12 protein-coding genes are annotated in these 14,748 nt (G+C 68.5%); 7 read left to right on the top strand and 5 right to left on the bottom strand.

Translation table 11 applies throughout. The features are described from left to right. The first annotated feature begins 415 nt into the window (after positions 1 to 415). From RT456_RS17780 to RT456_RS17755, 6 genes are all read left to right on the top strand, one after another. A complete protein-coding gene (locus RT456_RS17780; RefSeq protein ID WP_313348547.1) occupies positions 416 to 1,060 on the top strand; it encodes a histidine phosphatase family protein in 645 nt (214 codons plus the stop codon). Positions 1,061 to 1,170: 110 nt separating this feature from the next. Further along, entirely contained in the window at positions 1,171 to 2,445 is a 1,275-nt protein-coding gene (folC, locus tag RT456_RS17775) for a bifunctional tetrahydrofolate synthase/dihydrofolate synthase (protein ID WP_313348545.1), read from the top strand. 101 nt (positions 2,446 to 2,546) lie between these two features. Continuing rightward, on the top strand, positions 2,547 to 3,569 hold the full coding sequence (locus RT456_RS17770; protein ID WP_313348543.1) for an SPOR domain-containing protein: 1,023 nt from the start codon (positions 2,547 to 2,549) through the stop codon (positions 3,567 to 3,569). Positions 3,570 to 3,621: 52 nt separating this feature from the next. Beyond that, the gene (locus RT456_RS17765; RefSeq protein WP_313348541.1) at positions 3,622 to 4,419 is read left to right on the top strand and encodes a CvpA family protein; all 798 of its coding nucleotides are present in this window, start codon (positions 3,622 to 3,624) and stop codon (positions 4,417 to 4,419) included. A 29-nt stretch (positions 4,420 to 4,448) separates the two neighbouring features. Continuing rightward, a complete protein-coding gene (gene purF, locus RT456_RS17760; protein ID WP_313348540.1) occupies positions 4,449 to 5,915 on the top strand; it encodes an amidophosphoribosyltransferase in 1,467 nt (488 codons plus the stop codon). A gap of 73 nt (positions 5,916 to 5,988) precedes the next feature. Beyond that, positions 5,989 to 6,789, top strand: coding sequence for a ferritin-like domain-containing protein (locus RT456_RS17755; RefSeq protein ID WP_313348549.1), 801 nt, complete (start codon positions 5,989 to 5,991; stop codon positions 6,787 to 6,789). Between the two features lie 474 nt (positions 6,790 to 7,263). Here RT456_RS17755 and RT456_RS17750 read toward each other — a convergent pair whose 3' ends face one another. Beyond that, positions 7,264 to 8,751, bottom strand: coding sequence for a DUF2235 domain-containing protein (locus RT456_RS17750; protein WP_313348539.1), 1,488 nt, complete (start codon positions 8,749 to 8,751; stop codon positions 7,264 to 7,266). 216 nt (positions 8,752 to 8,967) lie between these two features. Between RT456_RS17750 and RT456_RS17745 the strand changes: the two genes are divergently transcribed. Further along, positions 8,968 to 10,224, top strand: a complete 1,257-nt coding sequence (locus RT456_RS17745; protein WP_313348537.1) for a zinc-dependent metalloprotease — start codon at positions 8,968 to 8,970, stop codon at positions 10,222 to 10,224. Positions 10,225 to 10,380: 156 nt separating this feature from the next. On the opposite strand, the gene lpxH is transcribed toward RT456_RS17745, so the two are convergent. The 4 genes from lpxH to ppx form a co-directional block, all read right to left on the bottom strand. Next, positions 10,381 to 11,121 (bottom strand): UDP-2,3-diacylglucosamine diphosphatase, encoded by a 741-nt coding sequence (gene lpxH, locus RT456_RS17740; RefSeq protein ID WP_313348535.1) that lies wholly within the window; start codon positions 11,119 to 11,121, stop codon positions 10,381 to 10,383. Between the two features lie 96 nt (positions 11,122 to 11,217). Next, positions 11,218 to 11,757: a phosphatase PAP2 family protein gene (locus tag RT456_RS17735; RefSeq protein ID WP_313348533.1), complete on the bottom strand. Its 540-nt coding sequence runs from the start codon at positions 11,755 to 11,757 to the stop codon at positions 11,218 to 11,220. Beyond that, a complete protein-coding gene (locus tag RT456_RS17730; RefSeq protein WP_313348531.1) occupies positions 11,738 to 12,874 on the bottom strand; it encodes a glycosyltransferase family 1 protein in 1,137 nt (378 codons plus the stop codon). Before RT456_RS17730 ends, RT456_RS17735 begins: the two co-directional genes overlap by 20 nt. 108 nt (positions 12,875 to 12,982) lie before the next feature. Next, positions 12,983 to 14,509 carry an exopolyphosphatase gene (gene ppx / locus RT456_RS17725; protein WP_313348529.1) on the bottom strand — a complete coding sequence of 509 codons (1,527 nt, stop codon included), beginning with the start codon at positions 14,507 to 14,509 and terminating at the stop codon, positions 12,983 to 12,985. Positions 14,510 to 14,748 lie beyond the last annotated feature (239 nt).

Below are 14,748 nucleotides of genomic sequence, written 5' to 3'. Positions count from 1 at the left end.
CCGAGCCCCGTCGCGGCCGGTAGGTCCCTGGCAAAGTAAAGGAGGAGGGGGCGGCGAAGGCCGACACCGGGGGACATTTGCGTAGGGGCCTGCCGGCCGCGGCGGGGCCCTCAACGCTCGCGATGGATCTGTCGAAGACCGCGCCCCGGCTCCTACAGCCGTCGAACTGACACGCTCCCATCATCGCGAGGCGAACCTCGTTGGGGCCTGCCGGCCGCGGCGGGGCCCTGAACGCTCGCGATGAACGTGATCGAAGACCCTGCACCAAGCTTCCAGGCCAATCGGAATGAGACGCTCCACTCAGATGGGAGAAGAACCGTTTGCTTGGCAAGGTATGATGGCCGTTCCCCCCGATCATTCACGTCATGTGAACGATTGCGACTGTCTTCCTCTTCCCCAAGGACCTCTAGTTCGCATGCGCATCCTGCTTGCCCGTCACGGCGAAACCCCGTGGAATGCCGAAGGCCGTTACCAGGGCCAGATCGATATCCCGTTGTCGCCCATCGGCGAAGCCCAGGCCCAGGCCTTGGGTGAGCGCCTGAAGTCGGTGGATATCACCCGTGCCGTGGCCTCGCCGCTGGTACGCGCCCAATACACCGCGCAGCTGGCGCTTGGCGCCGAGCGCGCTCCCATGCTGCTGACCGAACCGGAACTGCAGGAAATCGCCCACGGCGAGTGGGAAGGCCTGCTGGCGAGCGAGATCAACGAAAAAGACCCGTCCCGCCTGCAGGCCTGGCGCGAGGAGCCCGATACCGTGCTGATGCCCGGCGGTGAATCGCTGCGCCTGGTGCTGGACCGCAGCTGGCGTGGCCTGGCCCGCGCCACCGAAGGTCTGGGTGAACACGACACGCTGCTCGTGGTCGCCCATGACGCGGTCAACCGGGTGATCCTGTGCCGCATCCTGGGCCTGCCGCTGTCGCGTCTGTGGACCTTCCGCCAGGCGCCGACCACGCTCAACCTGCTGGAAGGCGCCGACCTGGACAGCCTGGAAGTGGTGCGCCTGAATGATTGTGCCCATCACACGCCGTTCTTTGGTGAGGCCAAGCATCGGGCGTTGTAGGTTGGGGGCAGCCGACTAACAGTCGGCTCTACCAGTCGGCGCTACCGGTCGGCTCTACCCGTCGGCTTCCATCTCGTTTCATTGTTCCGCCATCAGCACGATTTATTGTCATGACGAATACCCGCCCGCACGCACTGGCCGACTGGCTTACCTACATCGAGCAGCAGCATCCCGCCACCATCGACATGGGGCTGGACCGCGTGCGTGCGGTCGCCACGGCACTGGGCCTGGGGCAACCCGCGCCGCACACCCTCGTGGTGGGCGGCACCAACGGCAAGGGTTCCACGGTTGCCTTCATCGAGTCGATCGCACGTGCGGCCGGCTGGAAAGTCGGCGCGTATACCTCGCCACACCTGCTGCGCTACAACGAGCGCGTGCGCATCGACGGTGAGGACGCCTCGGACGATGCCCTCATCGCCGCGTTCAACGCAATCGAAGACGCGCGCGGCAGCACCACGCTCACCTATTTCGAGTACGGCACGCTGGCCGCGCTGCACCTGTTCGCGCACGCCGGGTTGGACCTGGCCGTACTCGAAGTCGGGCTGGGCGGGCGCCTGGACGCGGTCAACATCGTCGATGCCGACGTGGCGGTGATCACCACCGTCGACATCGACCACAGCGACTGGCTGGGCGACGACCGCGAAGCAATCGGCGCGGAGAAAGCCGGCATCATCCGCGGTTGGAAGCCGGTGATCCTGGGCGAGACCGATCCGCCGTCCAGCGTGCTGGCACGTGCGTATCTCCTCGGTGCAAACGCCATCCGCGGCGGCAGTGATTTCTTCGCCGATACCGTGGACGCGGAGCGCTGGCGCTGGCGCGACGTGGGGTTCAGCATCGAACTGCCGATGCCGGCCCTGCGCGGCCCCATCCAGCTGCGCAATGCCGCCTCGGCGATTGCCGCGCTGCGCGCGCTGGATGCGCCGTTGCCGCGTGCCGCCATCGTCGACGGTGTGGCCCAGGCGCGCATCCGTGGCCGCCTGCAGGCGTTCGATCGTGATAGCGTGGAAGTGCTGGTCGATGTGGGCCACAACCCGCAGGCGGCGCGTGAACTGGCGGCGGCGTTGAAGGCCGCACCGGTGCCCGGACGTACCCTGGCCGTGTTCGCCGCCCTGCAGGACAAGGATGCCGTTGGCGTGGTGGACGCCCTGGCCGAACGCGTCGATGCCTGGCATCTGGCCGGGCTGGACGGTGCGCGCGCACAGAGCGCGGCGGCATTGCAGTCGCGCCTGGCCGGGACTGCCGCGGCCGACGCCGTCACGCACGTGGACGTCGAAACCGCGCTGCAGCAGGCACTGGCCGCCGCGCACCCCGGCGACCGTGTGCTGGTGTTCGGCTCCTTCCACACCGCCGCGCAGGCGTTGCAGTGGCTGGATCACGCCCGCTGATGCGGCTCATGCACCGCATTGTTCAGCCGCCTTCGACGCGGTACACGCGCACGCCCGTATAATCGCCGTGGCATTCCGCCGCGCCGCCCTGCCTGCCTTCCGTGGATACTCCTCTGAAACAGCGACTGATTGGTGCCATCGTCCTGGTGGCGTTGGCCGTGATTTTCCTGCCCATGCTGGTCAAGGGTCCTGCCCCCGACAGCGGCGTGGCCAACGTGCCGATCACCGCACCTGACGCACCGGCCGACGGCCAGTTCCAGACCCGTGAACTGCCGCTGGTTGCGCCGACCGGCGGCGCCACCGGCCTGCAGAGCGGTGTATCCAGCACCCAGCCGCTGCAGGATGCGGCCGCGCCCACCGAACCGGCCGCTGCCGATGCCTCGCCCGCCGTGGCGGCCGGCAATTACGCCGTGAGCTTTGGCGCGTACGCCAGCCAGGCCGACGCCAATGCGGTGATTGCCTTCCTGAAGAAGGCTCAGCTGCCCGGCTTCAGCGAGTCGGCCACGATCAATGGCCGCCAGGCCTGGCGCGTGCGCGTGGGGCCGTATGCCGACCGCGCCCAGGCCGAAGCCGCCCGCCTCGAAGCGGTGAAGGTGCGCAACGACGTCAAGGCCGAAGTGGTGACCCTGGACGCGCGTGCCGACAGCGCCGTGGCCGCCGCGCCCACGCCGGCGTCCGCCAGCACCCCGACGCCGGCCGCCTCCAGCGCCAGCGCCGCATCGGCTGCCGCTCCGGTGAAGACCGAAGCACTGCCGCCTGAACCCGTGGCAGCCGCCAAGCCGGCGCCGAAGCCGGACGCACCGAAGCCCGAACCGAAGCCCGAGCCCAAGCCGGCCCCGACCACCGCGGCCAAGCCGGTCGACGTCCCGGCCGCGCCGGCCGCCAGCAGCGTGGGCTTCGCCGTCCAGCTCGGCGCGTTCGGCCAGGCCGCCGAGGCCAACGCGCTGCGCGACAAGGTCCGCGCGGCCGGGTTCAGCGCATTCGTGGAGCAGGTACGCACCGACAAGGGCACGCTCAACCGCGTGCGCGTCGGCCCGGTCGCCAATCGAGCCGAGGCGGAGAACCTCAAGGCCCAGGTTGCGTCCAAGGTCGGCGTGGCCGGCATGGTCCGGCCGCATCCCTGATGCGGTCCCTGCGCCCGCACCGCGTGGCCGGACGGTCCCCTGAGGGGCGCGCATGATCGATTTCATGCTGCTTGCGGTCATCGGGATCTCGACCCTGCTCGGGGTGATGCGCGGTTTTGTCAGTATCGTCATCAGCACCTTTTCCTGGCTGCTGGGGGGCTGGGCCGCGCTGATGTTCGGGCGCAGCGCCGCCGGCTGGTGGTCGGCGCCGGCCGCGCCCGGGACTGGGCATTTCTTCGCCGGGTACCTCACCGTGTTCCTGCTGGTGATGGTGTCGGTGTGGGCGGTGGGCCTGGTGATCCGCCAGGCGGTGCGTTCCACCAGCATGAACAGCGCCGACCGGGTACTGGGCGGCGGCCTGGGCCTGGCCCGCGGTGGCCTGATCGGCTGCGCCCTGTTGCTGCTGGCGTCCTACACCCCGGTGACCCGTGAGGCGACCTGGCGCGACTCGCACCTGCGCGCCCTGCTGGACCCCGGCGTGGGCTGGATGCAGGCCAAGATGCCGCGCATGCCCGACCTGCCGCAGATGCCGGACCTGAAGCAGATGCCCAGCCTGCAGGGCATGCCGACGGCGCTGCCCGAGGTGAACATGGCGCAACTGCCGGGCACGGAGTTGGGCAAGCCGGGCCGGACAGGCGATAATGGCGTTCTTGGCCAGTTGCTGGGTGGACGCGGATGGCCGCGACCGCTGGATGAGACCCCGCAGCAGGCGGTGGACCCCGCCGACGTGTGGGCGCAAGGCACCGGACAACGCTCCCCCCAGAACATCGACCCGGCGCTCGTGCGCCCGGACGACACCGCTCCGGCACGGAACGGTTCCCCCGGCCAGGCACGGCCACCTTCACAGTAAACGGGCCCAGCCCAGCGGAGATTCGCACCATGTGTGGCATCGTCGGAATCGTCGGCAACCAGAACGTCGCCGGGCAGTTGTATGACGGCCTGACCGTCCTCCAGCATCGCGGCCAGGACGCGGCAGGCATCGCCACCGCCGACGGCACGCGCCTGCGCGTGCAGAAGGCCAACGGGCTGGTCCGCGATGTGTTCGATGCCAAGCGGATGTCCACGCTGGAAGGCCGCGTCGGCATCGCGCACGTGCGCTACCCGACCGCCGGTTCGGAAGGCATGGACGAGGCGCAGCCGTTCTACGTGAACTCCCCGTACGGCATCGCGCTGGCCCACAACGGCAACCTCATCAATACCGAAGCGCTGCGCCAGCAGGTGTTCGAACAGGACCGCCGCAACGTCAACACCGATTCGGACAGCGAAGTGCTGTTGAACGTGTTCGCCTTCGAACTCGATGCGCAGCGCCAGCTGACCCCGGAAGCGGCGATCCGTGCCGTGGCCGCTGTGCACCGCCGCGTCAAGGGCGGCTATGCGGTGATCAGCGTGGTGCTGGGCCTGGGCCTGGTCGCCTTCCGCGATCCGCACGGCATCCGTCCGCTGGTGCTGGGCAAGCGTGCCCACGCCGAAGGCGACGAGTACATCGTGGCCTCCGAATCGGCTGCACTGGACGTGCTGGGCTTCCAGCGCGTGCGCGACGTGCGCCCGGGCGAGGCGCTGGTCATCACGGCGCGCGGCGAGCTGTTCTCCGACGTGTGCGCCGAGCCGGTCGAGCACAGCCCGTGCATCTTCGAGTACGTGTATTTCGCGCGCCCCGATTCGATGATCGACAACGTGTCGGTACACAAGGCGCGCATGCGCATGGGCATCAAGCTGGGCGAGAAGATCCTGCGCCTGCGCCCCGACCACGACATCGACACCATCATCCCGATCCCGGATACCTCGCGCGATGCCGCGCTGGAAATCTCCAATGTGCTCGGGGTGAAGTACCGCGAAGGCTTCATCAAGAACCGCTACATCGGCCGTACCTTCATCATGCCGGGGCAGGGTGAGCGGGTGAAGTCGGTGCGCCGCAAGCTCAATCCGATCCACCTGGAGTTCCGCAACCGCGTGGTGCTGCTGGTCGACGATTCGATCGTGCGCGGCACCACCAGCCAGCAGATCGTGCAGATGGCGCGCGACGCCGGTGCGCGCAAGGTGTACCTGGCCAGCGCCGCGCCGCCGGTCCGCTACCCGAACATCTACGGTATCGACATGCCGGCCGCCGAAGAGCTGGTCGCGCATAACCGCAGCGTGGAAGAGATCGAGGCGCACCTGGGCTGCGACTGGTTGATCTACCAGGACATCGAAGACATGGAAGCGGCGGTGCGCGAGGGCAACCCGGAGCTGAAGTCGTTCGATTCGTCGTGCTTCAACGGTGTGTACCCGACGGGCATCGAGCCGGGCTACTTCGAGCGCATCCAGCAGTTGCGTTCGGACGACGCCAAGCACAAGCGTCGCGCCTGAGGCACGGCGGGTGAGCGCGCAGCTGCCGCTGGACGATGCGGCCGGTGACCTGTTGCGCGCCGCGCAGCAGTGCATGGCCGAAGCCGATCCGCTGCGCAAGGCGGCGCTCACCCAGCAGTACGCGGCGCAGTTCCGCGCGGGGCAGTTGAAGGTGCGGGCGGATGCACCGCCGCCGGAGCCGATCCGCATGCCGGGCCGGCCACCGCAGCTGCAGCTGGTGCACCCGCGCGATGTGCCCCGTCGTGCATTGGGCAATGTAGAAGGGCGCGCCGCGTTCATCCACGCCATCGCGCATATCGAACTCAACGCCATCGACCTGGCCTGGGATGCGGTGTACCGCTTCCGCGGGCTGCCGGGGTCGTTCCATGCCGATTGGGTCAGCGTGGCCGACGACGAGTCGCGGCACTTCCAGCTGCTGCACGCGCGGTTGCAGGCGCATGGCCATGCCTACGGCGATTTCGCGGCGCACAACGGGCTGTGGGAGATGTGCGAGAAGACGGCGCACGACGGGTTGTCGCGCATGGCGCTGGTGCCACGCGTGCTCGAGGCGCGCGGGCTGGATGTAACGCCGGGCATGATCAACAAGCTGCGGTCGGCCAACGACCATGCCACTGCTGACGTGCTGGAGATCATCCTGCGCGAGGAGGTGGCGCATGTGGCGGCGGGCACGCGCTGGTACCGGTGGTATTGCGAACGCGCCGGGGTGGAACCGCGTGCACGCTTCATGGCGCTGCTGAAGGAATACGCCAACGGCTTCCTGTATGGCCCGTTCAACCTGGAGGCGCGCCTGCTGGCCGGATTCGAGCAGGAAGAGCTGGCGGAACTGATCGAGCAGGCCGGGCGTACTGGCCCCGCATCGCAATCGGCGCGATAACCGTGCCGTTGTGCCGGGCTTTGCCCGGCTTCATGCATTTGGGCTAACAGCCCTTTGTCAGTGGGTCCGTGATTTGGCGGGTCGGTGCGGGTTTGCGGGACACGCCGTGAATCCCGCTCTGCGGTCCGGCCCAGCCGCTGGCGGCTGTGCGTTCAGTCGTACACGAGGCAGTGCCTCGTAAGCGTACGCCTTCACCCATGGAGGCTTGTAGAAAACTTGCTCGTGTACGCAATCCTGCGTACACGGCAAGGCCTGGGTTGGGCGTCCTGCCCAACCCGCCCGGCGCATGCGCCGAGCCCATGTTTTCTACAGTCCCGCAAACCCGCCCCGACCCACCTTCGACGGTGTGTCGGTTGCCGCGGGAACAGCGGGCCGCTTCGCGGTAGGGTTGAATCCCAATTAATTGCCGATAACGGTGCAACACGCGATGGCGCATGAAAACAAACGACGCTGTCGACGCAACCTAAAGCGCCGCTACACGTTCCGTAACACTACCCGCGTCCCGTCTTCCGTAGGCCGGTTGATGTAAAACAACCCCGGGCCCGGCCGGTACGGCAATTCGCGTGTGGCTTCGTCGGCCGCATACAACAGCGCGGTATCGCCCAGCGCGTCGAAATTCCAATGTGCTGATTGCATGAGGTAGCGCCGACGCAGCAGTAATTCCTGCGATGCATCGAGAGCCTGGCCCGACACCAGGCGCGCGGCGATCGATTGCAGGTCCGGCGGCAATGCCATCGCCGGATCATCGTCCGGCGCCCGCGCCCACACCACCCCTGCCGCTGCCGCGCGCTGGTGCAGGATCCGCAGCGCCACCAGCTGGTAGCGCCAGTCGATGTCGCGCTTCAGCACCACGGCGGCATGCGCGTACAGCACCCACTGCGGCAGCACGCTGTCACTGCCGGCAATGCGCACCTGCTGCCAGCGGTGCCATACATCCACCCACACAGTGTCCTCGCCCAGACCAAGCGCGGCCTGCCACCGCCGGCACTCGGCCTGTGCGCGGGTGTACACCTGGGTGGCACGCAGCAGCGCCAACGGCGGTGCCGTGGCGTCGGGCACTGCGTGCGCACGGAGGCGCTGGCCGATGGGACGGGTCAGCAGCTTCGGGCCCTCGATGCGCTGGTCGTAGCCGCCACCGATGTTGGCGTGCACGCCGGGCAGGGCGATCTCGTCGTGCGTGGGTGCCACCGTGGTCAGCGGAAAGTAGTGGCGGTGTTCATCACGGGCGACCAGCTGCAGCACCTTGTCGGCGCAGCCGGCGGCCAGTGCCACCTGGGGCAGTTCGTCGAGTTGCCGGGGACTGATCGCCACCACGGTGTCCAACAACCCGACCATGCGTACCGGTCGCGTGCCCAGCGCAGCGCCGAGCTGCCAGCCGGTGCGGCGCAGCTGCTCCTGAAGCCAGGCGCGGCCATCGGCGCGGTTGAGCCGGTTGACCGCATCGCGCGCCGATGCCGCGCCGCGCGAGTAGCCGAACAGATCCAGCCGCACCTGCGCCAGCACCCGCTGCGGAAACTGCCGCGACAGTGCGCGCAGCGCGTCGGGCAGGCGCTCGTCCAGCGCCCGACGTACCTTGGCTTTCACGCCGGTGCGGCCGATGCCGAAGGCCAGGCCCATCAGGTCGTCGTCCTCGCCGGTGCGGGTACCGGCACCTTCGATGTAGATCGCCAGCGAGAGCGGCCCGGACGGGTCAGGCACCTGCTGCCGGTGGTCGGGGTAGAGCGCATGCAGGCGCGCAATGTTGGTGAGGCCGTTGCTGTAACTGCTGGTCAGGCGGCTCTGGTAGGGCGAGGCGTCGTCGGCCAGCACCGCCGGTGCCGGTGGGCGGGGTGCCGGGGTGGTACTGCCGGGTGGGTGCGAGGCGTGCATCAGATTGTCGGCGTTGTTGCGCGTGCCGTCGAAAAACAGGCCGATCTGCAGCGTCACCGGCGCTGTGGTGGTCGGAGTGAGCTGCCCTGCCATGGACTCGGGTCCCCTGTCGATGCGCTCTCAAGGTAGCGCGAAACCGACGCCGGCGCGACGTAGCTGAACCGCTGCGGTTGCGGGTCACAGTTCCGACATTTGATCGGGGGCGTCTATTGAATTCACGCGATCAATTGGCGCCAGATGGTGCTGCCTGGTGAGAGGGGCAGTAGGGCGAACACGTTCACTTCCGTTGTTCACTCAAAGAGAGGCGACATGATGTCCAGTTCGATGAGCAAGACCGCAGGTGCGATCACGTTGTTCCTGGCCGCCGTGGGTACGGCCGCCGCCGCGCCCCTGTTCGAACCGGTAACGGTCCTGAGCCGCGCCAGTGCGGCCAGCCAGCCGGCCGCGCAGGCCGTGCTGTCGGCACCGTCCACGGCCGCCGTGCAGGAAGTCCGCGTTGACGCCGCCGCCGTAGTGGCTGGCCAGCGGCAACTGGAGTTCGAACTGCTCGGCACGCCGGTACAGGCGCTGCAGCAGCGCGTGGAAAGCCTGCCCGATGGCGGCAGCATCTGGTACGGCAGCCTGCAGAACGCGGGGTCCAAGTTGACCCGCCAGACCGGCGCGCAGGATCCGGGCAATTCGGTGATCCTGGTCCAGTCCGGCGGCACGGTCACCGGGTCGATCCGCAAGGACGGCACGCTGTATCGGCTGCGCCCGCTCAGCGACGGCCGCCACGTGCTGGTGCAGGTGGACGAGTCGCGCATGCCGGCCGAACACCCGGCGGACTACAACGCGCTGCCGAAGATCGAGATGCCGGTCAGCGACCGCGCCGGCATCGCCGCCGCCTCGTCAGGATCGCCGGCCACCATCCGTGTGCTGGTGGTCGCCACCAATGCGGCGGTCAGCGCCTATGGCGGCAACATGCAGTCGCTGGTACAGCTGGCCGTGGCGGAATCCAACCAGGGCTACACCAACAGCAACGTCGGCATCACCCTGCAGCTGGCCGGTTACCAGGCGGTCGCGTATACCGAATCGGGCAATTTCACCACCGACCTGACCCGCTTCCGCTCGACCAGCGACGGCTACATGGACGCCATCCACACCACCCGCAACAGCACCGCGGCCGACGTGGCCGTGCTGCTGATCAACAACGCAAGCTACTGCGGCCTGGCGTCCGGCATCGGGTCCACTGCATCGACGGCGTTTGCGGCGGTGTACTGGGACTGCGCCACCGGCTACTACTCGTTCGCACACGAGATCGGTCATCTGCAGAGCGCGCGGCATGACATCTCCACCGACTCCAGCACCTCGCCGTACGCGTATGGCCATGGCTACCGCTACCAGCCGGCGACCGGCTCGCGCTGGCGCACGATCATGGCCTATGACTGCACCGCCGGCTGCCCGCGCCTGAACTTCTGGTCCAACCCCAACATCAGCTACAACGGGGTACCGATGGGCATCGCGGCCAGTGCCGACAACCAGCGCGTGCTGGTCAACACCAAGGCAGCGATTGCCGCGTTCCGCTGACGGTTTCCGGGGCACACGACCAATGGTATGCCCGCCGTAAGGCGGGTACCCTTCGGGCCGTCGGCAAGCGACGCAAGGAAGGGCTTCGCTCTTCCTTGCGTGTGCTACCGGTAGGGACGCGCACTGTCCGTGTTGGTCGGTACGCTCTACGCGCCGTTACGCCAGCGAATCCAGCGTCCAGCCCTGCGCGGTGACGCGCAGCACCGAGCCCTGTTCGTACCAGTCGCCCAGCACGATGCGCGTGCACGCGCGGCCGCCGGCCTGCAGCGCGTGAATCGCCGGGCGGTGGGTGTGTCCGTGGATCATCGTGTCCACGCCATAGCGCACGAACGTGGCGGTGACCTCGTCGGGGGCCACATCGGTGACGGTCTCGAAGGTGGCGCGGTCGCCCTGCTTCATTTCCGACTGACGGGCCTGGCTGGCATCGCGTGCCTTCTGCGCGAAGGCGATGCGCGCGGCCAGCGGCTGCGCCAGGAACTGCGCCTGGAACACCGGGTCTCGGGTCTGCGCGCGGAACTGCTGGTAGGCCACGTCGTCGGTGCACAGCAGGTCGCCGTGCTGCAGCAGCACAGGCGTGCCGTACAGGTCGATGACGCTCGGATCGGGAAGGATGCGGAACCCGGCGCGGCGCGCGTAGTCATCGCCGACCAGGAAGTCGCGGTTGCCACGGATGAAATACACCGGGTCCCCGGCGTCGGCCACGGCCTTCAGGGCATCGGCGACGGCGTCGGCGGCGGGCGAGGGCGTGTCATCGCCGATCCAGGCTTCGAACAGATCGCCCAGGATGTACAGCGCGTCTGCCTGCATCGCCTCGCGGCGCAGGAATGCCAGGAACAGGTCGGTAATGGCTGGACGGCTCGGGTCCAGGTGCAGATCGGAGATGAACAGCGTGGTCATGCGGGCATTGTAAATCGTCCCGCGCATGACGTTGTCACGCATGGCATGTCATGACCTCGCCCGACCGTAGAGCCACGCCATGGGTGGCTGCCTTTGTCACACCGGCAAGGGCAACCACTGCAGGCTGGCGCCGGCCAGCGCGGTGGCGATGGCCGTGGCGGCCAGCACATCGCTGGGGTAATGCAGCCCCAGCACTACGCGGGATACGCCCACCGCGGCCGTGAAGGGCACCAGGATCGGCGCCAGCCAGGGGTAGTAGGCCAACGCGACAATCGTGAACGACACCGCGTGCAGGGTGTGCCCGGAGGGGAAACTGAATTCATCCAGCGGCGCCACCCACGCGCGGATGCGCAGGTCGGCGGCATACGGGCGCGGCCGGCGCGTCCAGCGCTTCAGGCCCTTGTAGAGCAGCAGCGCCATCAGCCCGGTAGCGGCCATGTGCAGCGACGCGCGCAGCCCGTCGAAGCCGTCCACCAGCACCAGCGCGCCCATCAGCGCGTACCAGAACGCGCCGTCACCGAGCCGGCTGACCACGGCGAAGGCACGGCGCACGCGGCGGTGCCGGCAGTAGTGGTTGGCGCGCCGGCACCAGCGGGTCTCGCGCCCGCGCAGGGCATCAAGCGGCGTGGTCCGCATGTGGCCTCCGCGCGTGTGCCAGCTCGGCCAGCAGCGCATCGAACTCCGCCACCACCTGCTGCGGGTGCAGGCGCTTCATCGCCACCGCTGCATCGCGCCCCATCCGTTCGCGCCCGGCGTCGTCGCCGGCCAGCCGCACCGCCGCCTCGATGAAGGCGTTGTCATCGTTCACCGCTACCCCGGTTTCATCGGTGCGCAGGTGCTCGCGCGCTGCGCCGTAATCAAAGGCCACGGTGGTCACCCCGCTGGCCATGGCTTCCAGCGTGACATTGCCGAAGGTCTCGCTGCGGCTGGGGAACAGGAACAGGTCGCCGCTGGCGAAATGGCGGGCCAGCGCGTCGCCGCGCTGCACGCCGCAGAAAATGAAGTCCGGGTTTTCATGGGCGAGTTTCTCGCGCGCCGGACCATCGCCGACCCAGACAAAGCGCGCCTTGGGCCGCACCTGCTGCAGCCGCCGGAACGCTTTTACCGCCAGCGCCAGGTTCTTTTCCGCCGCAATGCGACCGACGTAGATGGCAGCGAAGCCGGTGCCATCGATACCCCATTCCTCACGCAGCGCGGGGTCGCGCCGTTGCGGTTCGAACTGGCTGCTGTCCACCGCGCGCGCCAGCAGGCGCACCCGGTCGAAGCCCTGGCCGGTGAGGAACTGCTGCAGCTCCTGGGTGGGCACCAGGGTCGCATCGGCCTGGTTGTGGAAGCGGCGCATCCAGCGCAGCGCGGCGGCCTGCAGCCAGGCCACGCCGTAGTCGGGCAGGTATTCGTCGAAGCGGGTGTGGAAGCCGGTGGCCACCGGGATGCCGAGCCGCCGCGCGGTGCGCAGCGCCGACCAGCCCAGCGGGCCTTCGGTGGCGATGTAGATGGCATCCGGGCGGTGCTGCTGCCACTGCCGGGCCAGCCGCTTGGGGGCAGGCAGGCCGAAGCGCAGGCCGGGGTAGCGGGGCAGTCCGGCACCCTGCACCAGCAGCGCACCCTCGGCGTCGGTCTCCTCGCCCTGGCGGGGGCGGACCAGGTCGACCTGGTGGCCGGCGGCGCGCAGACCCTGTTCCAACCCCTGCACGGTCAGGGCGACGCCGTTGACCTCGGGGGGGTATGTCTCGGTGACGATGGCATAGCGCATGGCGGGCCTCCGGTTTGAAGGCATGCTGGGCGCTGGCGATGTAGCGGCCATGACATGGCCATGACCGGCACATGACGCCCCACCAGAGCCACGCCCCGCAGGGCGGGCTCAGGCCACGAACGGGCGGAACTGGATGCCGAGGCCCGCGATGCCCTCGGTCTCGCCGATCAGGTCGGCGCGCAGCAGCGGGCGGGCATCGATGTAGGCCTGCGGCAGGATCAGGGCCAGCTGGGTGTCGTCGGCGCTGAGTTCCAGCGCCGGCATCGGGGCGTCTTCGTGGGTGCGGTTGAGCAGCACCGCCAGCCGCAGCAGGGCGGCCATGCGCCGGGCCGGCAGCAGCAGTCGCTCGGGCAACGCGTCGAACGCCGATTTGGAGACATTGCGGCGGTGGCTGCGCACCAGTGCGGCCAGCAGCTGCTGCTCCTGCCGCGAGAAGCCGGCGATGTCGGAGTTGTCCAGCACGTAGCTGCCGTGCACGTGGTAGCCGCTATGGGCAATCATCAGCCCCAGCTCGTGCAGGCGTGCCGCCCAGCCCAGCATGCGGGCGTCGTCCGGGTCCAGCGTCCAGCTGTCCTCGACCTGGCCCAGCAGGTTCATCGCCGTGCGTTCCACCCGCGTGGCCTGGGCGATATCGATGCCGTAGCGCAGGGTCAGCGCCTCCACCGACTCATCGCGCAGGTCGTTCTCGCTGGCGCGTCCCAGGATGTCGTACAGGATGCCCTCGCGCATCGCCGCCTTGCTCACCAGCAGCTTCTGCAGCCCCAGCGCCTGGAAGGCCGCCTCCAGCACCAGGATGCCGCCGGCGATGATCGGCCGGCGGTCCGCCGACAGCCCGGGCAGGTCGATGTCTTCGATGCGCTTGGCCTTGAGCAGCTCGTCGCGCAGTTGCGGCAACGCCTCGGCGGTGATCGCGCCCTTGCTCAGCTTCATGCTGGCGCAGATCTCGCTGATCGCCTTGTGCGTGCCCGACGAGCCCAGCGCTTCATGCCAGCCCAGCATGCGGTACTTGGTGGCGAACTGCTGGAACTCGGCGCCGATCTCGGTCAGCGCATCCTTCCAGCGCTTCCGGCTCAGCTTGCCGCCCGGGAAGAAGCGGCGGGTACTGGCGATGCAGCCGGCCTGGAGGCTTTCGCGTTCCAGCGTCTGCATGCCCTGGCCGATGATGAACTCGGTGGAGCCGCCACCGATGTCGATCACCAGCCGGCGCTGGTCCGGCTTGGGCGGCTGTGCATGGGCCACGCCCAGGTAGATCAGGCGCGCCTCCTCGCGTCCGCTGACCACTTCGATGGCATGCCCCAGCGCGGTCTCGGCCGGCATCAGGAACGCCTGCGGCGAGCGCAGCTGGCGCACGGTGTTGGTGGCCAGGGCCCGTACCCGCACCGGGGGAATGGCGCGGATGCGCTGGCCGAAGCGGGCCAGGCATTCCAGCGCGCGCTGGCGCGCCTCGGCCGACAGGCCGCCCTTGCCATCCAGGCCGTCGGCCATGCGCACGGTTTCGCGCAGACGGTCGACAACGCGCAGCTGCCCGAGCGTGTAACGCGCAATGACCATGTGGAAACTGTTGGAACCCAGGTCGATGGCGGCGAGCAGGTCGCCATCCTGCAGGGCGGGCGGAATCGTGGAGGTATGCGGCATGGCCGAATGGTAGCCGAAGCGGGGGGCCGCTCGTCACCGCGCGGCCTTCACATGATGCGTCCGTTGGTCGCATCAACGGCATCCGGCCAGCGGCCGGATCTACCCATGGCGTTGATGCGGGCCCTTACAGGCCCCAAGGAATCCCGACTAACAGTCGGGATCTACAGATGGCGTTGATGCAGGTCCTTACAGGCCCCAAGGAATCCCGACTAACAGTCGGGATCTACAGATGGCGTTGA

It is taken from the genome of Stenotrophomonas sp. (assembly GCF_032099025.1).
Taxonomy (GTDB): Bacteria; Pseudomonadota; Gammaproteobacteria; order Xanthomonadales; family Xanthomonadaceae; genus Stenotrophomonas.
This window is presented reverse-complemented; position numbering and strand designations above follow the sequence as displayed.

Excerpts from the sequence above, each read along its gene's own strand:
- RT456_RS17780 (WP_313348547.1), top strand. The coding sequence starts at position 416 with ATGCGCATCCTGCTTGCCCGTCACGGCGAAACCCCGTGGAATGCCGAA.
- folC (WP_313348545.1), top strand. The coding sequence starts at position 1,171 with ATGACGAATACCCGCCCGCACGCACTGGCCGACTGGCTTACCTACATC.
- RT456_RS17765 (WP_313348541.1), top strand. The coding sequence starts at position 3,622 with ATGATCGATTTCATGCTGCTTGCGGTCATCGGGATCTCGACCCTGCTC.
- purF (WP_313348540.1), top strand. The coding sequence starts at position 4,449 with ATGTGTGGCATCGTCGGAATCGTCGGCAACCAGAACGTCGCCGGGCAG.
- RT456_RS17755 (WP_313348549.1), top strand. The coding sequence starts at position 5,989 with ATGGCCGAAGCCGATCCGCTGCGCAAGGCGGCGCTCACCCAGCAGTAC.
- RT456_RS17750 (WP_313348539.1), bottom strand. The coding sequence starts at position 8,751 with ATGGCAGGGCAGCTCACTCCGACCACCACAGCGCCGGTGACGCTGCAG.
- RT456_RS17745 (WP_313348537.1), top strand. The coding sequence starts at position 8,968 with ATGATGTCCAGTTCGATGAGCAAGACCGCAGGTGCGATCACGTTGTTC.
- lpxH (WP_313348535.1), bottom strand. The coding sequence starts at position 11,121 with ATGACCACGCTGTTCATCTCCGATCTGCACCTGGACCCGAGCCGTCCA.
- RT456_RS17735 (WP_313348533.1), bottom strand. The coding sequence starts at position 11,757 with ATGCGGACCACGCCGCTTGATGCCCTGCGCGGGCGCGAGACCCGCTGG.
- RT456_RS17730 (WP_313348531.1), bottom strand. The coding sequence starts at position 12,874 with ATGCGCTATGCCATCGTCACCGAGACATACCCCCCCGAGGTCAACGGC.
- ppx (WP_313348529.1), bottom strand. The coding sequence starts at position 14,509 with ATGCCGCATACCTCCACGATTCCGCCCGCCCTGCAGGATGGCGACCTG.